The sequence below is a fragment of the Pseudomonas sp. GZD-222 genome, from assembly GCF_049310525.1.
GTDB lineage: Bacteria > Pseudomonadota > Gammaproteobacteria > Pseudomonadales > Pseudomonadaceae > Aquipseudomonas.
The window spans coordinates 39,995-65,181 of sequence record NZ_JBMOWO010000019.1 but is presented as its reverse complement, the minus strand read 5'-3'; the positions used below and the strand labels follow the sequence as shown (position 1 = coordinate 65,181).

Sequence of the window (25,187 nt, the reverse complement as noted above, 5' to 3'; positions counted from 1 at the left end):
GATGCATCCAAACTCCAGCTTTAAGGCCTTACATGAACGCCGAAATCCAATTCATCATTTTTTCTACAGGTTGTGCTTTTTGGGCATTTGCAGCTATTGTAAATGCTGGCATTCGCCCTCCTAAGCAACCCTTGACACAGACACTATTTTTTAAAAACAAACACTATCGATCACTATTTGTCTTGCATCGATTTTTTGCTGTAAAGGCACTTACTATATTCTGCTCGCTACTTGGCGCCTTACCGGCAATCCATTTTATATCGGATTATGCCCTAATTATTTCCTGGGAGGCTTTGTATACCACCCTTGCTCTATCTGCAGTACTCGCACTAGCAATGGGAGATCAGGGGCTAACGGTAGCACTGGATAAGCGACTCGCAGTAAGCTGGGACAAAGGCAACAAGTTACGAGTTCATTTAATACAACGAAAAATCAATAACCTATCTCACGCATTTATCACATCGACCGCCAAAGCACTGCTGTCACATATCGCCTTCATACGTACACGCAGAATTCAACATCCAATTTTGGTCGAAAGCTGGCTACTCGCACCCAAAGAAGCCAAAAAAAGTAGAAGACTAAAAATATTTCGATGGCTTATTAATTGGAAAATTCTAGAACTAATTGAGCCCACGAAGACATCGTGGTATGTAAAGCCGCTTAAAAGACGCGCAATCAGTCGACATAGAAAGTTCCCGACAAAAGATAGAAAAAACGCTCCCAAACCGGTACGTTTTTTGCGCACCCTTCGCCTCGCAATGCACAGTCATAAGATGGTCAGCGTCACGCTTAGTGTGGCGTGGCTTTTAATACTAAGCCCAGTAATACTTCCAAGCTTACTGATACTGCCAAAACCACGATTCTCCAATCTCTACAAATTGCAAAATGGAGAACCTAGCACAAGGCTCATGAGCGCCATGGAGCGCGCGATAATAACAATTCAGCCGTTAAAAAAACTTTCCATTACAAAAATGAAAAGAATGAATCTGCTTAGCGTCATTACGCTAGTTGCCAACACACCACGGGTAAGTAAACAACTGGGCGGCTGGGTAGCTGGCGCTGAACTCGGCTGACTTATAGATACCGCTAGAATGGTGCCTTCTCTTGAGGTTCAGACCGTAAAATTTCCACCGCTTTACTTACCTTGAGACGTCATTCGTTGACAGAATCCCAAGTAGTCCGAACCTTCAAGATCAGGCCACTGATCAAGGCATTCAAAAAAGCGTTGGCGTCTCGCCCCACAGCAATCAAATTCAGAAAAGAATTGCCCAGGTGCAAAGACTACTGCGTACCGGGTCTGGGCTCGCAGAAGCCTCATTCGCTTGCGGTTTCTTCGATCAAAGCCACAGGACCCGCGCCTTTAAAAAAGTAGTGGGAATTACACCCGGTAATTTCCGCAATAGCAGCATCTGATACCCAAATGCGTCCTCGCCAACCCTCCCCCGGCAGCATATGATGCGACTCATTCGCATAAACTCCAGTAGCTGCAATGCCCGACACTCCCCCAAACCATCCGCTCATGAGCGCCCTGGCCCTTCATTACGATGACCTGGTCGACTACATCAGACGTCGCTTCAATGGTCGAGATTTCGCCCGTGACCTGATGCATGACGTGTGCGTGCAGATGCTGGAGAAACCACCGCGTGAACCCATCGCCACGCCCTTGGCGTTCCTGCGAAAAGCCGCCTTCAACCGGGCCATCGACCGCATTCGTGCCGAGCGTATCCGCCAGGCTCATTTGAACGGGCATGTGCCCGACTACCAGCATATCGATGATTGGGATGGAGCCCAGGCGCTGGATTTTGAGCAGCAATTGACGGCCTTGCTAGACATCATCCAGGCGTTACCCGCGCGTCAACGGCAGGTGTTTCTGCTGCATCGTGTGCATGACATGCGCCAACGAGAGATCGCCGAAGCGCTGGATATTTCCGTGAACATGGTGACCCAGCACTTCAGCCGCGCGATGAAAACCATCGCTCAACATTGGGAGCCGGCGCGCCGGGCTTGTCAGTCCAAGTACCAGGACTCGCCATGAACCCTTCGACATCCCATGATCCAAAACACGACCCGTTGCAGCCGTTTGCCGAAGCGTTGCGTGAGCGCGTACCGTCCAAAGAGGCGTTGTTGGCCGAGGCCAAGGCGCTGAGCAAAAAACGGCGCAACAAACAGAAAGCCAGCTGCGCAGGGCTGCTGACCCTGGCGCTGGCAGGCGGCTTATGGCACCTGGACCCGGCGTGGCGCAGCGAAGACATACAGGTCGCCATTGGCCAACGCCAGGAGGTTCGTTTGCAGGACGGTAGTCGGGTAGCCCTCAATTCCGGTAGTCATCTACGCATCGAGTGGCGCCTGCGCAGTCGGCAACTGGAGCTGCTGGACGGCGAAGCGCTGTTCACCGTTGTGCATGCTGACAAGCCCTTTATCGTGCGCAGCCAGGGCGTGCGGGTGCGGGACATCGGCACGGTGTTCAACCTGCGTAGCGATGCCCGCGGCGTGGATGTGGGTGTGATCGAGGGGAGCGTTGAGGTCAGCAACAAGCACACCGCCCCCCGCCTGTTGCAAGCGGGAAAACAATTGCGCGCAACTGCTGAACGGGTCGGCAGCGTTGAAGCGACAAACGCTGCTGCGCTGACCGCCTGGCAGCACGGCAAGTTGCGCTTTGACGGCAGGCCGCTGAGCGAAGTGGTCAGGGACCTGCAGCACTATCGCCGGGCAAGCATCCAGGTCGCAGATGGACGCACGGGCGAGTTGCGCCTGTCAGGTGAATTCGACAGTGAAGGCGTCGAAGCACTGATCGACATGCTGCCCAGAATCCTGCCGGTCAGCCTTCTGCGCGCCAGTGATGGCAGCGTAGTCCTGAGCAGGACCCGTTAACAGACGAGAATTATTTTCAACACGACATCAAGGTCAACGCCGCCTCATACGCCATTGCCCATAGAGAACGCTTTCAACCACTGTTCGAACGGGGAACACAATGGGCAACAACGGGCTATCGCGACGAATGACGCAGGGTTTGGCATTACTGGCTTCGAGCCTGGCACTGGCGGCAGCTGCCAATGCGCAATCGAACACCTACCGCCTGGACATCCCTGCGCAAGCGCTGGATAAATCCCTCAACGCGCTGGCGCTACAGACCGGCAGCCGTATGTTGTTCGCCACCGACATCGCCGAAGGCCGGCAAGCCCCGGCGCTGCATAACCAGTTGACGGTGCAACAGGCCCTGGAAATCCTCATCGGACGCAGCGGTCTGCAGGTACAGAAAGTCGACAACGACAGTTACTTGATCGCCCCACCTGCCAGCGATGGCGCACTCAACCTGGATGCAACCACCATTCAGGGACGGGGCCTGGGTGCTACCACCGAAGACTCGGGTTCCTACACCACCGGGCCAATGCAGACTGCGAGCAAGCTCGCCCTGTCAGCCCGCGAAACACCGCAATCGGTCACGGTCATCACCCGCCAGCGCATGGACGACCAGAACATGAAGTCGTTGGAAGATGTGCTGAAAAGCACCCCCGGCATCGCCGTCACCAAAGACGGTCCGCAGCGGGCGACCTTCTACTCTCGCGGGTTTGCCGTCGAAAACCTGATGACCGATGGCTTGCCCAACGACCTCTCCCACTACCTCAGCCGCGACATGAATTCGTCGCCCGACATGGCGATTTTCGACCGGGTGGAAGTAGTCCGTGGGGCCACGGGCATGATGCAGGGCTCAGGCAACCCGGCGGCGGCCGTCAACATGATCCGCAAACGCCCGACCGTCACACCGCGCGTGACCATCACCGGCAGTGCCGGCAGTTGGGACAACTATCGCACCGAGTTCGACGCCTCCAATGCCCTCAACGACAGTGGCAGCCTGCGTGGTCGGATGGTCGCTGCCTATCAGACCAAGGACAGCTTCCAGGACTTCACCGGTTCAGAACGCTCGGTGTTCTACGCCATCACCGAGGCGGACCTCAATGAAGACACCACCTTCACCGTTGGCGCCTCCAACCAGAACGCCAACAACAATAGCGCCTGGGGCGGCTTGCCCGTTGCTGCCGACGGCAGCGACCTGCACCTAAAACGCTCCACTTACTTGGGCAGCGATTGGGAATACTGGGACCAGGACAACATCACCGCCTTCACCCGTCTGGAATACCGCTTCGCCAACAGCTGGAAAATGCTTCTGGCCGCCAGCAAGAGCTGGTCGGACCTGAGCATGCTCGGCTCGATACCGGAGCGCATGGGCACCAATTACGATGAGTACGGCCAGTACATCGGCAGGTATAAATACGAAGATCAGCAAAGCAGTTACGACGGTTATGTCAGCGGCCCCTTCTCGCTATTCGGCCGCACCCATGAACTGGTGGTCGGCGCCAGCAAGCGGGACCTTAGGTTCAAGGGCAAGGGTTTGCCCATTGACCTGGAGACCCATACCGACCTGAACAATCCCACCGGCATTCCCAAGCCGGACATGAGCGCCACACCCTGGACCCAGCACCGCACCAGCCAACAGGAAGGGACTTATCTCACCACTCGCCTGAACATCACCGACGAGCTGAAAATAATCCTCGGTGGGCGTCTGGACTGGTATGAGTACGATGTCGACACCCGCTGGAACGGCAAATCCTCGGCCAGCAGCCTGCCCAACAAAGTCACGCGCCACCTGACGCGTTATGCCGGGGCCATTTATGACCTTGACCAGAACCACTCGGTCTATGTCAGCTACACCGACATCTTCCGCCCACAAACGGAACTAGATACCCAGAACAATGCACTGAAGCCCATCGAAGGTAAAAACTACGAGATCGGTATCAAGGGCGAGTATTTTGACGGCAACCTGAATGCCAGCGCGGCGATATTCCGCATCGATCAAGAGAACCGCGCCAAGGAACTCAACCCCAACCAGTGCAACCCGGTGGGGACCACCTGTCATGAAGCTGCGGGTGAAGTACGCAGCGAAGGTGTTGAACTGGAAATCAACGGCTCACTGGCGCCCGGTTGGGAGCTCGGGGCTGGCTATACCTATTCCTCGGCCAAATACACCAAGGACAGCAACGAAGATAATGTCGGGCGCCTGTTCAGCACCAACATTCCTCGTCACATATTCAAGGCATTCACTACCTATCAGCTGCCCGGCGAGCTGAGCCGCTGGACCATCGGCGGCGGTCTTTACCGGCAGAACACCGTGTACAACGAGGGCACCAACGATTACCTGACCACGTTCGACTACCGTATCGAGCAAAAGGCCTACACCGTGGTCGACCTGATGACCAGCTATCAGGCGTCGGAAAACGTCAACGTCCGCCTGAACCTGAACAACGTCTTCGACAAGACATACTACCAGGACATCAGTTCCAATACCGACTACGGCAACAGCTTGTACGGCGAGCCGCGCAACGCGATGGTGACGGTGCGCTGGTCGCTTTAAGCGCTCCCTGGGCAAGCAGCACACGCCTTCGCTATTGGACGATGCAAAAACCCGGCACTGGCTGGGTTTTTGTTACCCGGATTTCAGTACCGCGATTAAATACCTTGGAAATGAGACTCACTCTTATTAGTATGCGCGAATTCGCGTTGATCGAGATCGGGGTAGCGGGGGGCTGTGGCCATGGAGACCAACCAACAGAAGCTCAGCACGCTGTTTATCGGGCAGCGCAGTGCGCTGATCCGCATGCTGTCGCGCGTGGTCGGCTGCGCCAGTCTCGCCGAAGACCTGGCCCAGGAAACCTACCTGAAGGTGTCCAAAGCCCTGCACAGCCGCCCGATTGAACACTTGCACCCATTCCTCTACCAGACCGCCCAGTACCTGGCGTTCGATCACTTGCGCAGTCAACGCAGCAAGCGCCGCTTCGAAGATCCGCACGCTGACGAAAACCAGGTGGTGGAGGTTGCGACCACAGCACCGGGCCCGGACAGCCACGCCCAAGGCCAACAGCAGTTGCAACAGTTTCAGCGGGTACTGGCGACCTTGCCCAAACGCCAGCAACAAATCCTGATATTGCATAAACTGCACGGCCTGACCCAAGGCGACATTGCCCAGCGCCTGCAGGTTTCTTTGAGCACGGTGGAAAAAGACCTTCGTAGTGCGCTCACTGCCTGCATCAAAGCCACCGACTTGCAGACCGCCCATGACTGAAGCATCACACAACCTGAGTCCTGGCGAATCGGCCAGAGAACAGGCCAGCTACTGGTTCACTCGTCGTGAGCAGATCAGCAGCGACCCTGTCGCCCGCCATCGCTTCGAGCAGTGGCGTGAAGCCGACCCGGAGCATGCTGCGGCCTATGTGGAACTGGAAAGGTTGTGGGACAACCAGGCCTTCGCGCTCGCCCTGCAAAGCCTGGATGTTGACCTGGCAGTACCTGCCTCGCGCTCCAGACGCCGCAGCATGAGCCGATATTTCGCCACTGCCGCCGCTCTGCTACTAATGCTCGGTATCGGCTGGATGGCCGAGGTACCGATGCGCCTGCAAGCCGACCACCTGACAGCGATGGCCCAGGTAGAACGCCTGGAACTGGCCGATGGCTCGCATATCGTCCTGGGCAGCAACAGCGCCATCAGCACCGCATTCGACGGTAAATCCCGGCATATTCGCTTGCTCCGTGGTGACCTCTACATCGAGGCCTTTCATGATGCCGAGCGCCCGCTTGTGATCGACACGGGTGAAGCCAGGGTGACGGTGGTCGGCACCCGATTCAGCGTCAGTAAACGCGAAAACCACACCACCGTCGCCGTACGTGAAGGCCGGGTACGCTTCGCCAACAACACCGGCGAAGACAACCTGCTGCAAGCCGGTAACTGGCAACAGCTGCAGGACAACCACTTGCAACCCATGCACCAGGACGGCGGCGAACGGCAGATGGCCTGGATCAATGGCCGCCTGTCCTTCCAGGACGCGCCACTGGCCGAAGTGCTCAATGAGTTGCGCCGCTACTACCCGGCCCCGATCCTGCTGTTCAACGACACCGCCGCCGCGCAACGCGTCAGCGGTAATTACCAGCTGGATGAACCGCAAGCAGTGGTCCAGGCGCTGAGCAAAGTCACCGCCACTCAAGTCACCCGTTTACCCGGTGGAGCCTTGATAGTTCGCTGAGCGGTACGCGCCAATTACAGCGGTGAAAAAAGTTTTACGGCTTTCGCGGTTTCAACCCGTCAAGGTGTTTGCGCTTGCAAACAATTCCTATTCAGTACGGGGCTCGCATGCACCTCCCAGCACTTAACCCAACCCACGCCCACAGCATCCTGGCCTTGGCCATCTGTCTGGCCTGTAGCAATGCCACAGCCGCCGAGCCGGTCGGCACACCGATCGGAAATCAGGTGTCGAGCACCCACGATTTCGCGATCGCCGCGCAACCGCTGGCCAACGCCCTCGACCAATTGAGTGAGCAGAGCGGGCTGCAGATCGCTTATTCGGCAGAACTGGCCCAAGGTGTTCAGTCGCCTGGCGTCAGCGGCCAGATGAGTACCCAGCAAGCATTGGCGCAACTGCTGGCAGGCACACAACTGGGCTTCGAGCCCAATGGTGCGAATGCGGTGATGCTGGTCCGTCGTCCCGCCCCGGGAGCGGCACTGGAACTGGGCGCCACCAGCATTATCAGCAACCAGTTGGGTACGGTTACCGAAGGCACCGGGTCCTACACGCCCGGCACTATCGCCACGGCAACCCGCCTGGTCCTCACGCCCCGGCAAACCCCGCAGTCGATCACCGTCATCACCCGCCAGCACATGGACGACTTTGGCCTCAACAACGTTGACGACGTGATGCGCCATACACCCGGCATCACCGTGTCGGCCTTCGACAGCGACCGCACCAACTACTACGCCCGTGGTTTTTCCATCAATAACTTCCAGTACGACGGCATACCCTCCACGGTACGCAACGTCGCCTATTCGGCGGGCAACACCCTCAGCGACATGGCCATCTACGACCGCATCGAGGTGCTCAAAGGGGCCACCGGCTTGCTGACCGGCGCCGGCTCCCTGGGCGCTACGATCAACCTGGTGCGCAAGAAACCCACCGCCGATTTTCAAGGCCACGCCAGCGTGGGGATGGGCTCCTGGGACAACTACCGCACTGAACTGGACCTGAGCGGCCCCCTGACCGAAACCGGTAATGTCCGCGGCCGCGCCGTGGCCGCCTACCAGGACAAGAACTCGTTCATGGACCACTACTCGCGCAAAAGCTCGGTGTACTACGGCATTGTCGAGTTCGATCTGTCCCCCGACACGATGCTGACCGTCGGTGGCGATTATCAGGACAACAATCCCAAAGGCTCCAGCTGGTCGGGGAGCTTCCCGCTGATCAACTCCGTCGGCGGTCACAACAGCGTGCCGCGCTCATTCAACAATGGCACCGACTGGAGCGGCTGGGAGCAATACACCCGCACGGTTTTCGCCACCCTTGAACATGAACTGGGCGATGGCTGGATCACCAAGCTGCAACTGGACCACAAGATCAATGGCTACCATGCCGCGCTCGGCTCAATTCAGTTCGACCAGCCTCAGCCCGATGGCACCGCCAGCATCAACGCGCAGAAGTACACCGGGGAAACCACCAGCGACTCGGCCGACCTCTATGTCACTGGTCCCTTCACGCTACTCGGACGCGAGCATGAGCTGGTGCTCGGTGGCTCGATCGGCACCTCGCACTGGAAAGGCAAGGGTTACTGGAATGTGACCCATCAGGGTCCAAACGTGGTGGACTTCTATAATTGGAACGGCAACTTCCCCGAGCCTGACTGGGGCCCGGTGTCGCAGCGCAGCGATGACGTGGTGCGCCAGACCGGCGCCTACATGACCACACGCTTGAATGTCAGCGATGACCTGAAAGTCTTTCTGGGTGGGCGCGTTGTGAACTATCACCTGACCGGTCTGAACCCGTCCTACAAGGAGTCAGGGCGCTTCGTGCCTTACGTTGGCGCAGTCTACGACCTCAATGACACCTACTCGGTATACGCCAGCTACACCGACATATTCATGCCCCAGGAAAGCTGGAACAAAGACCGCGACAGCAAACTGCTCGAACCGGACGAAGGCCAGAACTATGAGCTGGGCCTGAAGGCAGATTTTTTCGAAGGCCGCCTGAACAGCAGCCTGGCCTACTTCGAAGTACATGAAGACAACCGCTCCGTGCCCGATGACGACTACAACAACTTGCAACCCACACCGCCCAACTATGCCTTCAAAGGCACCCAGGCGGTGACCAAAGGCTATGAGCTGGAGGTTTCCGGAGAACTCAGCCCGGGCTGGCAGGTACAGGCCGGTTATACCCACAAGATTGTGCGCGATGACAACGACGTAAAAATCTCGACTTTCGAACCTGAAGACCAGCTCAGCCTGTATACCAGCTACAAACTTCAGGGCCGTCTGCAAAACCTGACTGTCGGCGCCGGAGCACGCTGGCAAAGTGTCGGCTGGCAATCAATCTACAACGCTCCTCTGGGGCACTATGAAGACATCTCTCAGGAATCTTACTGGCTGGTCGATTTGATGACTCGCTACCAGTTCAGTGAACACCTCTCGGCCACACTGAACATCAACAACCTGTTCGACAAGTACTACTACACCAACGTCGGTTTCTATAATTCGGCGGCCTACGGTGAACCACGCAATTTCATGCTGAGCACCCGCTGGGACTTCTGAGCCCGGCACCTGGCAGAAAACAAAAACCCCCTGCTACGTCAGTAACAGGGGGCTTTGGATTAACCCTGGAGCGGGCCAATCAGTGCAGCGCTAAAATTACTGCTGTTGTGGCAGTTTATCGATTGGGCCGCAACCGCCAATAATTTTAGAAACGGAAACCGAAGGGTGGAACAGGTAGTCGTACGAGCAGTTTTTTGGCTGGTTGTAGACTTGACCAGTGCAACCCGAGAGCAGTGCCACGCCGGTAACTACAGCAACAGCAACAGAAGCTTTCAACAGCTTTTTCATACAAAGTCCTTTAATTTATGAAACACCGCCTTAATGGCGGAAGCGCGATTATACGGAAAACAACTAGAACTCTCCAGTCAGCTTCTCGACGCGCTCACCGCGCATCTTCAGCTCAAAAAAAGCTGACAGCCAATGTCGCAATCGGACTCAATCACGGCGCAATCGACAAACACGCCCGGCGCTACCCATGGGTAATGTGGCGTGGCTTTTTCAACCGTGCGTCCGTCGTGACGACTGATCGACTAGAGCAACTTGCGCGTTTCAGCTATGCCACTTTCAAGGTGTTCGAAGAGGAAGGAGTGATGTTCGCCTAACGGTCAGTCAGCGCATCCCAAGATCAAACACAATGAGAATAAGCATAATGATCAGCTTGGGCTCCGAAGATTCGAAGGGTCAGTTGGCGCAGGGATTCAAGCCACGCCATGTCACCATGCTTTCCATCGCCGGCATTATCGGTGCCGGGCTATTCGTCGGCTCCGGGCATGCAATTGCCGCCGCCGGCCCTGCGGCAATACTGGCTTATTTCCTCTCCGGCATCCTGGTCATTCTGGTGATGCGCATGCTCGGCGAGATGGCCGTGGCCAACCCCGATACCGGCTCGTTTTCCACCTATGCCGATCAGGCCATCGGGCCTTGGGCGGGTTTTACCATTGGCTGGATGTACTGGTGGTTCTGGGTACTGGTCATTCCCATCGAAGCACTGGCCGCCGGGCATGTACTGAACAGCTGGTTTCCCCAGGTCGAGGCCTGGTTGTTTGCCCTGCTGTCGATCATTGCCCTGGCGGCGACCAACCTGTTCAGTGTGGCCAAGTACGGTGAATTCGAGTTCTGGTTCGCCATGTTCAAGGTGCTGGCGATCATCGCCTTCATCAGCCTTGGCGCCGCAGTGCTGATGGGCTGGGTACCAGACCGGGAAGTCAGCGGCTTCAGTCGCCTGCTGGCCGAGCATGGCGGCTTCGCGCCCAACGGCGCCTCTGCCGTGGTCGGCGCTTTTATCACGGTCATGTTCAGTTTTATCGGCATCGAGGCCGTGACCATCGCCGCTGCTGAATCGCAGAGTCCGGCGAAGAACATCGCCAAGGCCACCCGCTCGGTGATCTGGCGGATCGGGGTGTTCTACCTGCTGTCGATTTCGGTGATCATTTCCATCGTGCCCTGGAACGACCCGCAACTGGCGTCAGTGGGCTCTTATCAGCGCGCACTGGAGCTGATGAACATTCCCCACGCCAAGTTCATGATGGATGTGGTGGTGCTGGTGGCGGTGGCCAGCTGCATGAATTCATCGATCTACATTGCCTCTCGCATGCTCTACTCGCTGGGCAAGCGAGGCGAGGCGCCGCGGCAAGTGAAGGTGACCTCCAAGGTCGGCGTGCCGCGGACCGCAGTGATTGCCAGTACGGTGTTGGGAGCAGTGATTACCGTGGTCAGCTACTTTGCCCCGGCCGGCCTGTTCCAGTTCCTGCTGGCCAGTTCCGGCGCCATTGCCTTGCTGGTGTACCTGGTCATCGCCATCTCTCAGTTACGCATGCGCCGCAGGCTGCAGCAGCAAAACACCCGCCTCGACTGCCACATGTGGCTGTTCCCCTGGCTGACCTATGCGGTCATCGCCTTTATCGTCACCGCGCTCGGGGTCATGCTGGTGACCCCGGAGCACCGCTCCGAGGTGACCTCGACCATCGGTCTGGCGCTGGTCATCTCATTGCTCGGCATCGTCCTGACACGCCAGCACGGGCAGCCGGCGCGCTCAGCTCAACAACTGGGTAAAACCTGAGTTCAAACCCGAGGCAGTTGGTGGGTCACGCAGTGAATGCCGCCCCCGCCCGCGGCAATGGCATCGATATTGAGCTGTACCACCTCCCGGTTCGGGTAAAGCTCGGTCAGCAGGTCGAAGGCCTTGGCATCAGCGGCCTTGTCGCCAAACTGCGGAGCAATCACCGCGCCGTTGATGACGAAGTAGTTGATGTAACCGGCGGCAAAATCCGGGTTGTCCTTGCTGAACTTGCTGCTACGCGGTTTCAGCGGTGGCGACACGGTATGCACCTTGAGCTTGCGGCCGTCGGCGTCTGTGGCGTTCTTGAGAATTTCCAGGTGCGCCTTGGTGACCTTGTGGTCGTAGGAGTCGGGATCGGTGTCGAGATTGGCGATGATCACCCCGGGCTCAACAAAGCGCGCGTAGAAATCGACATGGGCATCGGTGATGTCCTTGCCCTTGATACCCGGCAGCCAGATGATTTTGCGTAGCCCGAGACGTGCCTTCAGTTCCTCTTCGACTTCGGCCTTGCTCCAGCCGGGGTTGCGGTTGCCATTGATCCAGCAGCTTTCGGTCATGATACCGGTACCGTGACCGTCCACTTCGATACCGCCGCCCTCGCCCACCAGCTCGCTGCGCAGGTAAGTCGCCTCGGCATCGTCCGCCAGCAATCGCGCCACTCGGGCATCGTATTTATGCTGCTGCTTGTTGCCCCAGCCGTTGAAGTTGAAATCGACCGCGCCAAGGTCACCCTGTTCGGTGATCACAAAGTTGGCACCGATGTCACGCATCCAGATGTCGTCCAGCTCGGTGGTGACAAAGGTGATGTTCTTGCTGCCGCACAACTCTTGCGCCAGCTCGCGCTCGCTTGCACGACACAGCACAACGACCGGCTGATAACGCGCGATGGTGCTGGCGATCAGGCCGATGGCTTCCTGCACATCGGCGGTGAAGTCTTCCCAGATGGCCTCCTGCGCGCCAAAAGAAACGTAGGCACACTCCTGCTTGTCGCCTTCATCCGGCATGAACCATCGCTTGCCACCGGCCGCCAGCGACTGCGGGACATTCAGGCCAAAGCCCATGGAGGCGACCAGACCCAGGCCTGCGGTCGCTGAAACCTGCTTTATAAACTCACGACGCGTTGGCATCTGTTTGACTCTCTATCAATTCGTTGTGCGGGTGCCGGGCAATCAACTGCCCGGTGCGGTCTTGAACTTGGTCCACACGCGCATCCGCGCACGCATGTCGGACTGCGGAATATCCTTGCCGGTCACCAGCCGCTCGAAAGTGGCTTCTGCCGGGTAGATATCCAGGTTGTTACGCATCTGTGGATCGACATCCGGGCGCGCCTTGGCGTTCGAAGTCGGGTATCCGGTGAAGTTACTGATGGCCGCCATGTTCTGCGGGCGCATGACAAAGTTGATGAAGGTATAGGCGTACTCCGGGTGTTTGGCATCTACCGGAATGGCCATGTTGTCCATCCACACCGTGGTGCCCTCCTTGGGGATACGGTACTGGAAGCTGACTTTCTTGCCTGCCGAATCAGCCGTGCGCTGGGCCTGGGTCATGTCGCCGCTGTAACCGAGCGACAAGCACAGGTTGCCGTTGACCAGGTCGGTGACCGGTTGCGACTGGAACTTGCGGATATACGGCCGAATTTTCAGCAACAGATCGCTGGCAGCGGCCAGGTCTTCGCGCTTGGCGCTGCGCGGATCGCGGCCCAGGTAGTTGAGGACTACCGCCAGCACTTCGTCCGGCGAGTCGATCATCGAGATCCCGCAGTCCGCGAACTTGGCGGCAAACTCAGGCTTGAACAGCAGGTCGAGGCTCTCCACCGGTGCATCCGCCATACGCTGGCGGATCTGCTCGTCGTTGTAGGTCAGGCCGATGGTGCCCCAGGTGTAGGGCACCGTGGCCTTGCTGGCATGCGGGTAATGGGTGCGCAGCTTCTGCAAGCCCGGTTCGACATCGGCCAGCGCCTCAAGCTTCGCAGGATCCAAGGCCTGCAGGCTGCCGGCACGCATCAAACGCTCGGCCACGGTGTCACCCGGGAAAATCAGGTCGTAACCGCTGCCGCCGGTCATCAGCTTGGCCTCCAGCACTTCACTGCCATCCATGACGTCGTAGATCACCTTGATCCCGGTTTCAGCCGTGAACCTCGACAGCGTGTCCTCGGCAAAGTAGTCCGCCCAGTTGTACAGGCGCAGGGTCTTGTCCTCGGCCTGCGCCGTGGTCAGGGTGGTCCCCAGCACCAGGCCGAGGGTCAGCAGCAAACGCTTGTGGCTGATGTTCATGTCACACCCCTTGAGTCTTCCAGCATGCATTGACTTGACGACCGTCGAGCCCCAGCAGCGCGGCGTACATCTCCGGGCGGCGATCGCGGTAGATCCCCCAGGTCTGGCGCTCTTCACGCATCGCTGCCAGGTCCAGTTGCTGCAGCAGCACACCGGGCGTTTCGCGGTCGGCTTCGACCAGCAATTTGCCTTTGTGGTTGCTGATGAACGACGAGCCGTAGAAGGTCATTTGCAATTCCGGATCGGTAGTCGCCGCCTCCAGACCCACGCGGTTGGCCGCCACCACAGGCAAAATGTTGGCCGCCGCGTGACCGCGCATCGCCATCTGCCAGTGATCTCGCGAATCCAGTTCTGCCGCGCCCGGTTCAGAGCCGATAGCGGTCGGGAACAGCAACACTTCGGCGCCCATCAGTGCCAGGCAGCGTGCAGTCTCGGGGAACCATTGGTCCCAGCAGATGCCCACACCGAGGCGCCCGAAGGCCGTATCCCAAACGCGGAAGCCGGTATCGCCAGGGCTGAAGTACTCCTTCTCCTGATAGCCGATAGCGTTAGGGATGTGGGTCTTGCGATACACCCCCAGCAGGCGGCCATCGGCATCGGCCACACTCAGCGAATTGAAGTAGGCATTACCGGCTTTCTCGAACCAGCTCAACGGCAGCACCACGCCCAACTCTGCGGCCAATGCGGCAAAGCGTTTGAGCACCTGGCTGTGTTGATACTCCTCTGCCAATGCCAGATGTTTGTGATGCTGCTCGATGCAGAAGTACGGCGTGGCAAACAACTCCTGCAGCAGAATCACCTGAGCCCCTTGAGCGGCCGCTTCGCGCACCAGTTGCTCGGCCCGGTCAAGGTTGTGCTGCAGGTTCCAGGTGCATGGCATCTGCGTAGTGGCGACGGTCAGTAGCGTCATGGCATCACCCCTTCACTGGCCAGGCCGGCTGCTGCTGGGTGATGCAATGCACGCCACCGCCGCCGTGGGCCAGGTTGTTGATCTGCACCGGCACCACTTCACGCCCCGGGAACGCCTTGGCCAATACCTCGGCCGCCGCCTTATCGGCTTCGATACCGTAGGCCGGCATGATGATCGCGCCATTGGCGATGTAGAAGTTGGTGTAGGAGGCGCAGAACACCTCGGCATCGACATCCACCGCTTCGCTGGCTTCATACAGCTCGAGCATTTCGAAGTGACGGCCCTGGGCATCAGTGGCCAGCTCCAGCGCCCGACGGTTTTCCCGTGCGACCTTGGCATACACCGAACTCTGGTCACGAGTAGCATCGACCAGCAATACACCGGGGCGAGCGAAGGCGCAGACGCCATCAACGTGGCCGTCGGTCATATCGCCAGTGACATAGTCCGGATCGCCCGGCAGCCAGATGGTTTTCTTCACGCCGAGAAAGCGGGTGAAGATCTCCTCGATCTCGGCCTTGGTCATGCCCGGGTTGCGGTTGGGGTTGAGCAACACCGACTCGGTGGTAATCAGGGTGCCCTCGCCGTCAACATGGATGGCGCCGCCTTCGTTGCTCAAGGCCGTGCCAAAGCAGTCGAGACCGAGCTGATTGAGCACGCGCCGCGCCAGGCTTTCATCCAGATCATGCGCCGACTTGCCGCCCCAGGCGTTGAAGCGCCAGCTGACCCCGGCCAGCCCTTGTTGCGGATGGCAGATAAAGCTTGGGCCGGAGTCGCGGCACCAGCTGTCGTTGACCGCCGTTTCGATCAGCTCGATGTTCGCCCCGCAGAGGTCGCTGGCGCTGGCGCGGGCAGACGGATCCACCACCATCTTGACTGGTTCGAAGCGCGCAATGGCATTGGCAACACGGGCAAAGTCCACCTGAACCTGCTCCAGAGTCACGCCCCAGCCGGACTCCCACAACGCCTTATTGTGCGGCCAGACCATCCAGGTCGCTGCATGGTTCACCCACTCTGCGGGCATGAACCAACCACTGCTCAGATCGCCATTGCGCTGCATGCTTCTCACCTTTCAGTTAAGGGATATTAATTACTGAAAACCGCTGCTGCGGTGATGAATACAATGCTATGGCTTCATAATTGCGCGAACAAACGATAGATTTAGCTGACAACTGATCAGTAGAGCTTATCAATGCTAAAGCACTGGCCTCCCTTGAATGCCCTGCGCGGCTTTGAAGCCGCCGCGCGTCTGGGCAGCTTTCACAAAGCCGCCGAAGAACTACACCTGACCCAGTCTGCGATCAGCCAGCAGATCCGCAGCCTGGAGACCTTCCTTGAGCAGCCGCTGTTTCATCGCAATGGCCGTAGCGTCAGCCTGACCGACGCCGGCTACGACCTGCAGAGCACCACCCAGGCGATGCTGCAGCAGTTGTCAGTAGGTATCCGGCGCCTGGAGCAGTACCGCAAGCCCAATCAGCTGGTGGTCAACACCACCCCCGCGTTCGCCCGGCACTGGTTGCTGCCGCGCCTGGGAGATTTCCATCGCCAGCACCCCGAGGTGGATCTGTGGCTGTTCACCAGCTTTGATCCGCCGGACATGGCCACCCAGACCATCGACCTGAGCCTGCGCGATGACCTCAGCGCCCAGGCCGATTGCAGCCACCAGACTCTGTTTCGCGACCGCCTGTACCCGGCCTGCCACCCTGACCTGCTCAAAGTGCCCGCAGAACAGCGCACCACCTTGCATGGCGAACGGGAAATGGACTGGAGTCATTGGCTGGTTGAGGGCGGTGAGGATGTAGGCCAGCGCAGCAACGGCTTGAACTTCTCCGATCCTGGCTTGCTGCTCGATGCAGCGTGCGCTGGCCATGGCATCGCACTGGTCAGCCAGTTGCTCGCCACCCAGGCCTGTACGCAAGGGCTATTGCAGCCGCTGTGTGCGCAAACCGTGCGTGGACCTGACTGGAGTTGCCTGATTCATCGGGACAGTGAGAAGAGCCCGTTGACGCGGAGTTTCAGTACCTGGTTGCAGGCTAGTCTGGCGGTTGAATGACTTCGGGAGACAACGACTTTTCTTACAATACCCCAGCAGAAAACATTGCTGGACGCTGCCATTTCGCCATTTCGTGTAGTCCATTTCCCAAGCATAATCCCCGGGCACTTCAGCTGTTGCGCCTGCCTCGGTAGCTGCCTAGTCTTGGCCGGTCGTTGCTAATTCAACGACCGGTTTTGACAGACCGCCATTGATACAGCCGCACTGCTCTATGGCAGCTATGCGTGGGGCACACTCGTGTGCGCCGGTTCCTGTATCACCGGTCTGTCAACCCACGTACAGCTGCCACCCACCTGTTTGACAGCGGGTTTGTAGCAGCTCCACTGATACAGGAGTTGACCATGCTGAAGATAGTCCCCGATCCCCCGCTTCTCCCCACCGAATCCCCTTATTGCCTTGAAGACGCCTTGGTGTATGCCTCCGAGCACTTGACCTGCGCGCTAGCCGTAACTCAGCAGGCGGTGTCGCTGCACCCGGACTTGCATGGACAAGCGTTGGTGCGTGCTGCGGTGCATGAGATGGAGAATGCGCGCAGCCGTGTTGAGCAGGCGTTGGCCTGCGTTCAGATACAAAACTGACGGTGGGAGCGGGCTTGCCCCGCGACGCGACGCAACTGGCACCAAGCAATCGCGGGGCAAGCCCGCTCCCACAGTGGTGTGTGAAACTGGTGGGAGCGGGCTTGCCCCGCGATGCGCAATCGAGTCCACACCGATGATTGATCTGCAAAGCAAGCTCACTCCCTGGCTCCACGCCCCTTCCTGGTGTGTCGCTCTCTCCGGTGGCCTCGACTCCACGGTTCTGTTGCATCTGCTGGCAAATCTGTCTCGTCAGCATCCGTTACCCCCCCTTCGCGCGATTCACATCCACCACGGCCTGCAGGCTGCGGCCGACGCCTGGCCCGCTCATTGTCAGCGCCTGTGCGACGATCTCGGCGTCGATCTGCAGATCATCCACGTAAAGGTCGCTCCCGGTGCCAGCCTCGAGCAGGGCGCTCGTGAGGCGCGCTACGCTGCCTTCGCCGAGGCCTTGCGTCCAGGCGAAGTGCTGCTGACCGGGCAGCATCGCGAAGATCAGGCCGAGACTCTGCTGTTCCGTCTGTTGCGCGGGGCCGGTGTGCGCGGACTGAGCGCTATGCCGAGCCAGCGGGCACTGGGGCAAGGGGTGTTGTTACGGCCTTTGCTCGAGGTTTCGCGAGCGGCGCTGGAGGCTTACGCGGATGCGCAACAGTTGGTTTGGGTTGAAGACCCCACCAATGACGACACTCAGTATTCCCGCAATTATTTGCGTCATGCGGTGTTTCCGCAGATGCGCCAGCGTTGGCCGCACGTCGCGCAGAACCTGGCGCGTACCGCCGAACACCTGAGTGAAGCCCAGGGCCTGCTCGATGAGTTGGCTATCCAGGACCTGCTGCTGGCATCGACACCGTGCGGTTTCGACTGGCTGACGCTCGCCTCACTGGACCTGGCGGTGTTGCGCGAACTGTCCCCGGCACGCCAGCGCAATGCGTTGCAGTACTGGCTGGCCAAGCGCACGCGTCTGCCGGATACCCGGCACTGGGCCGGCTGGGAAGACCTGCGTGATGCCTCAGGCGACGGACGGCCATGCTGGCGCCTGACCGACGGCGAGTTGCACCGTGCCAATGACCGCATCTGGTGGTTGGCCGACGACTGGCTCAAGGTTCCCGTGGGGCAGGGCTGGGGCGATCCGACGCAGAGCCTGGTGTTGCCAGGCAATGGCAGCCTGCGCTTGAGCGGCATGATGCCGCAGGGGCCGTTGCGCATCGCCTACCGCCAAGGCGGTGAGTCTGTGCAGATTGCCGGGCGTGGCCGCCGTGATCTCAAGCGCCTGCTCAACGAGTCGCAGGTGCCGGCCTTTGTCCGTTTGCGCCTGCCGTTGCTCTTTCGCGACGAACAGTTGCTGGCGGTGGCCAACCTGCCGGAACTGAGTCAGGGGCCGTGGCGATTAGAGTGGTGTATACCGACGAGTGAGCAAGGTTTGAGATGAAAGCCACATTCCGGTAGACTACGCTCCCTTCTTGATACAACTTCTGTGGCTTCCCTGAAATCACGGCAGTTGCCGATTACCAAGCAGTTTTTTGCTGGGCGATTCTAAAAATGTGTAGCGAGCTCCGTACCGGGTTTTCAACCCCCGGTCTGTCCAGACGCGGCAGTTTTTTAAGTAGCACTGTGATTGACGCAGGTGATCGGGGGCTTCGGCCTTCCTTCGCTTTCCCCGGCGGCACTGACCGCTTTAACGCAGACTTCTAGGGTTTTTCATGACGCGCTACATATTCGTCACGGGCGGTGTTGTTTCTTCATTGGGGAAAGGCATTGCCTCGGCTTCATTGGCGGCCATCCTGGAGGCGCGGGGGCTCAAGGTCACCATGCTCAAGCTGGACCCGTACATCAACGTCGACCCGGGCACCATGAGCCCGTTCCAGCACGGTGAAGTGTTCGTCACCCACGACGGCGCCGAAACCGACCTGGACCTGGGCCACTACGAGCGGTTCATCCGCACGACCATGACCCAGAACAACAACTTCACCACCGGCCGTATCTACGAGCACGTGCTGCGCAAAGAGCGCCGTGGCGATTACCTGGGCGCGACCATTCAGGTCATTCCGCACATCACCGACGAAATCAAGCGCCGCATCATCAAGGGTGCTGGCGATGCTGACGTGGCGATGGTCGAAATCGGCGGCACCGTAGGTGACATCGAATCCCAGCCGTTCCTCGAAGCCATCCGCCAGTTGCGTTTCGAAGTCGGTGCCAAGCGCGCGATGCTGATGCACCTGACCTTGGTGCCGTACATCGCCACTGCCGGCGAAACCAAAACCAAGCCAACCCAGCACTCGGTCAAGGAACTGCGCTCCATCGGCCTGCAGCCGGACGTGCTGGTATGCCGCTCCGATCACCCGATCGACGTTTCTTCGCGTCGCAAGATCGCCCAGTTCACCAACGTTGAAGAGCGTGCGGTGATTGCCCTGGAAGACGCCGACACCATCTACAAGATCCCGGGCATCCTGCATTCCCAGGGTCTGGATGATTTTGTCGTTGAGCGTTTCGGTCTGCAGTGCGCTGGTGCCGACCTGTCCGAGTGGGATGCGGTAGTCGACGCCAAGCTCAACCCTGAGCACGAAGTCACCATCGCGATGGTCGGCAAGTACATGGAGCTGCTGGACGCCTACAAGTCGCTGATCGAAGCGATGAGTCATGCTGGCATCAGCAACCGTACCAAGGTCAACCTGCGCTACATCGATTCTGAAGACATCGAGAACCAGGGCACCAGCCTGCTCGAAGGCGCTGATGCCATCCTGGTACCGGGCGGCTTCGGTCTGCGCGGTGTCGAAGGCAAGATCACTGCCGTGCAATATGCTCGCGAGAACAAGGTCCCGTACCTGGGGATCTGCCTGGGCATGCAGGTGGCGGTCATCGAATTTGCCCGTAACGTCATGGGCTGGAAAGATGCCAACTCCACCGAGTTCGATCGCAACAGCGCTCACCCGGTTGTCGGTCTGATCACCGAGTGGGAAGACGCCACCGGCGCGGTTGAAACCCGTACCGAAGCGTCCGATCTGGGCGGTACCATGCGTCTGGGCGCACAGGAATGCCAGCTGGAAAGCGGTTCCAAAGTCCATGACTGCTACGCCAAGGATGTGATCGTCGAGCGTCATCGTCATCGCTACGAAGTGAACAACAAGCTGCTGCCGCAGCTGGTAGACGCCGGCCTGAAGGTTTCCGGTCGTTCCGGTGACGGCGCGCTGGTCGAAGTGGTCGAGTCCCAGGATCATCCGTGGTTCGTCGCTTGCCAGTTCCACCCTGAGTTCACCTCGACGCCGCGTGACGGCCATCCGCTGTTCAGCGGTTTCGTCAAGGCAGCATTGGCTCAAAAGAACAAGGCCTGATACATGACCCAGAAGATCATTCGCGTCGGTAACATCGAGATCGCCAACGACAAGCCGTTCGTCCTCTTCGGCGGCATGAACGTGCTGGAATCCCGTGACCTGGCCATGACGGTCTGCGAAGAGTACGTGCGGGTTACCGAGAAACTCGGTATCCCTTACGTGTTCAAGGCCAGTTTCGACAAAGCCAACCGTTCGTCGATCAACTCCTACCGTGGCCCAGGCCTGGAAGAGGGGATGAAGATCTTCGAAGAGATCAAGCGCACCTTCAATGTGCCGGTGATCACCGACGTTCACGAACCGCACCAGGCGCAAGCCGTGGCGGACGTCTGTGACATCATCCAGTTGCCGGCCTTCCTGTCGCGGCAGACTGACCTGGTGGTGGCCATGGCCAAGACCGGCGCGGTGATCAATATCAAGAAGGCCCAGTTCCTCGCGCCTCAGGAAATGAAACACATCTTGACCAAGTGCGAAGAAGCCGGTAACGATCAGTTGATCCTCTGCGAGCGTGGTTCGAGCTTCGGCTACAACAACCTTGTGGTAGACATGCTCGGCTTCGGCATCATGAAGCAGTTCGAATACCCGGTGTTCTTCGACGTAACCCATGCCCTGCAGATGCCGGGTGGTCGCGCCGATTCCGCCGGTGGCCGCCGCGCCCAGGTCACCGACCTGGCCAAGGCCGGTCTGAGCCAGGGTCTGGCCGGGCTTTTCCTCGAAGCCCACCCGGACCCGGACAACGCCAAGTGTGACGGTCCATGCGCCCTGCGCCTGGACAAACTGGAGCCTTTCCTGGCCCAGCTCAAGCAACTGGACGACCTGGTGAAGAGTTTTCCGACGGTAGAAACCGCGTAATCCTCAATTCTCCGGTAAAGTACCGCCCGTTCAACCCCTGACCTTCGGGTCAGGGGTACGCCTTCGTCAGGCCTGCCCGTTTCCAACAGCCAGGCGAACGGCAAAGATTTTTCTCAGCTGCGTTGTTTTCGTCAATTCTGGAGTGCTTACAACAATGGCAAAAATCGTCGACATCAAAGGTCGTGAAGTTCTCGATTCGCGTGGTAACCCCACCGTAGAAGCGGACGTACTGCTCGACAACGGCATCATCGGTAGCGCGTGCGCGCCGTCCGGTGCTTCCACTGGCTCGCGCGAAGCGCTGGAGCTGCGTGATGGCGACAAAAGCCGTTACATGGGCAAGGGCGTATTGAAGGCTGTTGCCAACATCAACGGTCCGATCCGCGACCTGCTGCTGGGCAAAGACCCGGTTGACCAGAAAGCCCTCGACCGCGCCATGATCGACCTGGACGGTACCGAGAACAAGGCCAAGCTGGGCGCCAACGCCATCCTCGCCGTATCCCTGGCCGCTGCCAAAGCCGCTGCCCAGGATCAGGACCTGCCGCTGTACGCGCACATCGCCAACCTCAACGGCACCCCAGGCCAGTACTCGATGCCGGTACCGATGATGAACATCATCAACGGTGGCGAGCACGCCGATAACAACGTCGACATCCAGGAGTTCATGGTTCAGCCGGTTGGCGCCAAGACCTTCTCCGATGGCCTGCGCATGGGCACCGAAATTTTCCACCACCTCAAAGCTGTGCTCAAGGCCCGTGGCCTGAACACTGCTGTCGGTGACGAAGGCGGTTTCGCGCCTAACCTGGCGTCCAACGAAGACGCCCTGGGCGCCATCGCAGAAGCTGTGGCCAACGCTGGCTACAAGCTGGGCACCGACGTGACCCTGGCCCTGGACTGCGCGGCCAGCGAATTCTACGAAGACGGCAAATACAACCTCTCCGGCGAAGGCAAGTCGTTCGACGCTGAAGGTTTTGCCGACTACCTGAAAGGCCTGACCGAGCGTTTCCCGATCATCTCGATCGAAGACGGTCTGGACGAGTCCGACTGGGCTGGCTGGAAGATCCTCACTGACAAGATCGGTGCCAAGGTACAACTGGTCGGTGACGACCTGTTCGTGACCAACACCAAGATCCTCAAGGAAGGCATCGACAAGAGCATCGGCAACTCGATCCTGATCAAGTTCAACCAGATCGGCTCGCTGACCGAAACCCTGGAAGCCATCCAGATGGCCAAGGCTGCCGGTTACACCGCGGTGATCTCGCACCGTTCGGGCGAAACCGAAGATTCGACCATTGCCGACCTCGCCGTCGGTACCGCTGCCGGCCAGATCAAAACCGGTTCGCTGTGCCGTTCCGACCGCGTTTCCAAGTACAACCAGCTGCTGCGTATCGAAGAGCAACTGGGTGCCAAGGCCGTGTACCGTGGTCGTGCCGAGTTTCGCGGCTAAGCAAGAGATGGTAAAAAGACAGCAGCCAAGGTTTGCTGAACAGCCATACTGACTGTTCAGTAACTTGTTGCAGCAGGTCTGAGTACACAAAGCCTGGCTTCGGCCAGGCTTCGTGCCATCAGTGCCCTGCAGAGGTGGCGGTCTTTTTCCACTGGATACCCTGATGCGCAGTCCCTATTGGTTGTTCCTCGTTCTGCTCCTGCTGCTCGGTGGCCTGCAGTATCGTCTATGGGTGGGCAATGGCAGCCTGGCCCATGTCACCGAACTCAAGCAACAGATTGCTGACCAGCACGCCGAAAACGAGCGTCTGCTGGAACGTAACCGTGTGCTTGACGCTGAAGTACTGGAGTTGAAAAAAGGTATGGAAACCGTCGAAGAACGGGCTCGCCATGAACTGGGTATGGTCAAGGAGGGTGAAACCCTCTACCAGCTTGCCCAATGAACCAGACCTTGCCGGCCTTCTGGGCCGTGATTCCCGCCGCGGGCGTTGGCGCCCGCATGGCAGCCGACCGTCCCAAGCAATACTTGCAATTGGGCGGGCAGACCATTCTCGAGCATAGTCTCGACTGTTTTCTCGACCATCCCGGTGTCAAAGGGGTGGTCGTCAGTGTCGCTGACGACGACCCTTACTGGCCCGGCCTGCGCTGCGCCAGTGATCCGCGCATTCAGCGCGCCGCCGGTGGCCAGGAGCGCGCTGACTCGGTGCTTAACGCCTTGTTGCTGCTGCACGCCCAGGGCGCGGCTGACAGCGATTGGGTGCTGGTGCACGATGCCGCCCGGCCGAACCTGGCGCGCAGCGACCTCGACAAGCTGCTGTTCGAGCTTGCCGACGATCCAGTCGGTGGCCTGTTGGCCGTGCCCGCACGCGACACCCTCAAGCGTGCCGATGGCAACGGGCGGGTCAGCGCCACCATCGACCGCAGTACTGTCTGGCAGGCTTATACGCCGCAGATGTTTCGTCTGGGCACCTTGCATCGGGCCCTGGCCGATAGCCTGGTGGCGGATGTGGCAATCACCGATGAATCCTCGGCCATCGAATGGGCCGGGCAGGCGCCGCGCTTGATCGAAGGGCGCAGTGACAACATCAAGGTGACCCGGCCGGAAGACCTGGAGTGGTTGCGTCAGCGCTGGGCCAAGCGCGGCTGATCGCGATACTCGGGTAACAACGCCAACCCCTCACGTAAATAGTCCACCAGCTTGCGTACCTTCGGTGACAAATGCCGTTGCTGCGGGTATAGCGCCCACACGGCGGTGTTAGGGGGTTGCTGGGCCTCCAGCAACGACACCAGCGCCCCAGTCTTCAGGTGCTCGAGCACGTAATAGTCGGGCAACTGACACAGGCCCATTCCTTGCAGTGTCGCATCCAGCACCGCCTGGCCGCTGTTGCAGCGCCAGTTGCCTTGCACCCGCAAGCCTTGCTCGCGGCCGTCCTGCTGCAGCGTCCAGGTATCCGAGCTGCCGATCAGGCAATTGTGTCGAGCCAGCTCCGACAGGCTATGGGGGCGACCATAACGCTCAAGATAGGCAGGCGAGGCACACAGGTACATACGCCGTGGGGCCAGGCGAGTGGCAACTAGCCGCGAGTCCTGAAGGCGGCCCAGGCGAATCGCCAGGTCCATGCCTTCGTGCAGCAAATCCAGTGTGCGGTTGCTCAGTTCGACATCGACCCGCAGTTGTGGGTACAGCGCCATGAAGCGTGTCACCAACGGCACGATGAAGCGTTCGCCATAGGCCACCGCACAGGTCATGCGCAGCAAGCCTTTGGGCTCGCTGGTCAGATCACCGATGGCGCGCAGGGCTTCCTCGCGGCCATCCTGCAGACGCTGGCAATGCTGCAGGAAGGTCTGTCCGGCTTCGCTCAAGGTTACTTTGCGCGTACTGCGGTAGAGCAGACGGGTTTGCAGGCGGTCTTCCAGGCGGGCGATCTGGCGGCTGATATGTGAAGAGGAAACCCCCAGGCGTTCGGCCGCAGCGGTGAACTGACCTGACTCGGCCACCGCGACAAATTCGTCGATGCCTTCCCAGCGGCTGCTCATTGATTATCCCTGTGTAGCAATAATGTTTTGTCTTTGGCCT

The 25,187-nt window shown here is 59.1% G+C and carries 22 protein-coding genes and 1 pseudogene; 17 read left to right on the top strand and 6 right to left on the bottom strand.

Features of this window, described 5'->3' with window-relative positions; translation table 11 throughout:
• The first annotated feature begins 32 nt into the window (after positions 1–32).
• From ACO6VD_RS03885 to ACO6VD_RS03850, 8 genes and pseudogenes are all read left to right on the top strand, one after another.
• Positions 33–1,073: a hypothetical protein gene (locus tag ACO6VD_RS03885; RefSeq protein ID WP_422417163.1), complete on the top strand. Its 1,041-nt coding sequence runs from the start codon at positions 33–35 to the stop codon at positions 1,071–1,073.
• A gap of 142 nt (positions 1,074–1,215) precedes the next feature.
• Positions 1,216–1,413: pseudogene (locus ACO6VD_RS03880) on the top strand (helix-turn-helix domain-containing protein); the annotation flags it as partial.
• 76 nt (positions 1,414–1,489) lie between these two features.
• Positions 1,490–2,035 carry an RNA polymerase sigma factor gene (locus ACO6VD_RS03875; protein ID WP_422417161.1) on the top strand — a complete coding sequence of 182 codons (546 nt, stop codon included), beginning with the start codon at positions 1,490–1,492 and terminating at the stop codon, positions 2,033–2,035.
• Positions 2,032–2,871 (top strand): FecR family protein, encoded by an 840-nt coding sequence (locus ACO6VD_RS03870; protein ID WP_422417159.1) that lies wholly within the window; start codon positions 2,032–2,034, stop codon positions 2,869–2,871. Before ACO6VD_RS03875 ends, ACO6VD_RS03870 begins: the two co-directional genes overlap by 4 nt.
• Before the next feature lie 100 nt (positions 2,872–2,971).
• Positions 2,972–5,410: a TonB-dependent siderophore receptor gene (locus tag ACO6VD_RS03865; RefSeq protein WP_422417158.1), complete on the top strand. Its 2,439-nt coding sequence runs from the start codon at positions 2,972–2,974 to the stop codon at positions 5,408–5,410.
• Positions 5,411–5,590: 180 nt separating this feature from the next.
• Positions 5,591–6,118: an RNA polymerase sigma factor gene (locus ACO6VD_RS03860; protein WP_422417157.1), complete on the top strand. Its 528-nt coding sequence runs from the start codon at positions 5,591–5,593 to the stop codon at positions 6,116–6,118.
• Complete coding sequence (locus ACO6VD_RS03855; protein WP_422417156.1) at positions 6,111–7,073, top strand: FecR family protein; 963 nt, start codon at positions 6,111–6,113, stop codon at positions 7,071–7,073. The genes ACO6VD_RS03860 and ACO6VD_RS03855 overlap by 8 nt, the downstream gene beginning before the upstream one ends.
• Before the next feature lie 107 nt (positions 7,074–7,180).
• Positions 7,181–9,622: a TonB-dependent siderophore receptor gene (locus tag ACO6VD_RS03850; protein ID WP_422417154.1), complete on the top strand. Its 2,442-nt coding sequence runs from the start codon at positions 7,181–7,183 to the stop codon at positions 9,620–9,622.
• A gap of 96 nt (positions 9,623–9,718) precedes the next feature.
• Here ACO6VD_RS03850 and ACO6VD_RS03845 read toward each other — a convergent pair whose 3' ends face one another.
• Entirely contained in the window at positions 9,719–9,910 is a 192-nt protein-coding gene (locus ACO6VD_RS03845; RefSeq protein ID WP_422417152.1) for a DUF4223 family protein, read from the bottom strand.
• Positions 9,911–10,271: 361 nt separating this feature from the next.
• On the opposite strand from ACO6VD_RS03845, the gene gabP reads away from it, so the two are divergent.
• Complete coding sequence (gabP, locus tag ACO6VD_RS03840; protein ID WP_422417150.1) at positions 10,272–11,681, top strand: GABA permease; 1,410 nt, start codon at positions 10,272–10,274, stop codon at positions 11,679–11,681.
• A gap of 2 nt (positions 11,682–11,683) precedes the next feature.
• On the opposite strand, the gene ACO6VD_RS03835 is transcribed toward gabP, so the two are convergent.
• From ACO6VD_RS03835 to ACO6VD_RS03820, 4 genes are read right to left on the bottom strand one after another with little or no spacing between them, the layout of a single operon-like run.
• Positions 11,684–12,808, bottom strand: coding sequence for an agmatine deiminase family protein (locus ACO6VD_RS03835; RefSeq protein WP_422417148.1), 1,125 nt, complete (start codon positions 12,806–12,808; stop codon positions 11,684–11,686).
• Between the two features lie 42 nt (positions 12,809–12,850).
• Positions 12,851–13,954, bottom strand: a complete 1,104-nt coding sequence (locus tag ACO6VD_RS03830; RefSeq protein WP_422417146.1) for an extracellular solute-binding protein — start codon at positions 13,952–13,954, stop codon at positions 12,851–12,853.
• 1 nt (position 13,955) lies between these two features.
• On the bottom strand, positions 13,956–14,864 hold the full coding sequence (aguB, locus tag ACO6VD_RS03825) for an N-carbamoylputrescine amidase (RefSeq protein WP_422417144.1): 909 nt from the start codon (positions 14,862–14,864) through the stop codon (positions 13,956–13,958).
• A gap of 4 nt (positions 14,865–14,868) precedes the next feature.
• Positions 14,869–15,921 (bottom strand): agmatine deiminase family protein, encoded by a 1,053-nt coding sequence (locus ACO6VD_RS03820; protein WP_422417142.1) that lies wholly within the window; start codon positions 15,919–15,921, stop codon positions 14,869–14,871.
• Positions 15,922–16,053: 132 nt separating this feature from the next.
• Between ACO6VD_RS03820 and ACO6VD_RS03815 the strand changes: the two genes are divergently transcribed.
• The 8 genes from ACO6VD_RS03815 (at position 16,054) to ispD (ending at position 24,257) form a co-directional block, all read left to right on the top strand.
• A complete protein-coding gene (locus ACO6VD_RS03815) occupies positions 16,054–16,914 on the top strand; it encodes a LysR family transcriptional regulator (RefSeq protein ID WP_422417141.1) in 861 nt (286 codons plus the stop codon).
• A 341-nt stretch (positions 16,915–17,255) separates the two neighbouring features.
• Positions 17,256–17,492 (top strand): hypothetical protein, encoded by a 237-nt coding sequence (locus ACO6VD_RS03810; RefSeq protein WP_422417139.1) that lies wholly within the window; start codon positions 17,256–17,258, stop codon positions 17,490–17,492.
• 133 nt (positions 17,493–17,625) lie between these two features.
• Positions 17,626–18,918 carry a tRNA lysidine(34) synthetase TilS gene (tilS, locus tag ACO6VD_RS03805; protein WP_422417137.1) on the top strand — a complete coding sequence of 431 codons (1,293 nt, stop codon included), beginning with the start codon at positions 17,626–17,628 and terminating at the stop codon, positions 18,916–18,918.
• Between the two features lie 271 nt (positions 18,919–19,189).
• Complete coding sequence (locus ACO6VD_RS03800; RefSeq protein ID WP_422417135.1) at positions 19,190–20,818, top strand: CTP synthase; 1,629 nt, start codon at positions 19,190–19,192, stop codon at positions 20,816–20,818.
• A gap of 3 nt (positions 20,819–20,821) precedes the next feature.
• Positions 20,822–21,667, top strand: a complete 846-nt coding sequence (gene kdsA, locus ACO6VD_RS03795; RefSeq protein ID WP_422417133.1) for a 3-deoxy-8-phosphooctulonate synthase — start codon at positions 20,822–20,824, stop codon at positions 21,665–21,667.
• Positions 21,668–21,821: 154 nt separating this feature from the next.
• Positions 21,822–23,111: a phosphopyruvate hydratase gene (gene eno / locus ACO6VD_RS03790; protein WP_400170431.1), complete on the top strand. Its 1,290-nt coding sequence runs from the start codon at positions 21,822–21,824 to the stop codon at positions 23,109–23,111.
• Between the two features lie 163 nt (positions 23,112–23,274).
• A complete protein-coding gene (gene ftsB / locus ACO6VD_RS03785) occupies positions 23,275–23,553 on the top strand; it encodes a cell division protein FtsB (protein ID WP_038613966.1) in 279 nt (92 codons plus the stop codon).
• On the top strand, positions 23,550–24,257 hold the full coding sequence (gene ispD / locus ACO6VD_RS03780; RefSeq protein WP_422417131.1) for a 2-C-methyl-D-erythritol 4-phosphate cytidylyltransferase: 708 nt from the start codon (positions 23,550–23,552) through the stop codon (positions 24,255–24,257). The genes ftsB and ispD overlap by 4 nt, the downstream gene beginning before the upstream one ends.
• Here the strand turns inward: ispD and ACO6VD_RS03775 are convergent.
• Positions 24,233–25,147, bottom strand: coding sequence for a LysR substrate-binding domain-containing protein (locus ACO6VD_RS03775; RefSeq protein WP_422417129.1), 915 nt, complete (start codon positions 25,145–25,147; stop codon positions 24,233–24,235). The genes ispD and ACO6VD_RS03775 overlap by 25 nt on opposite strands.
• Between the last annotated feature and the right edge of the window lie 40 nt (positions 25,148–25,187).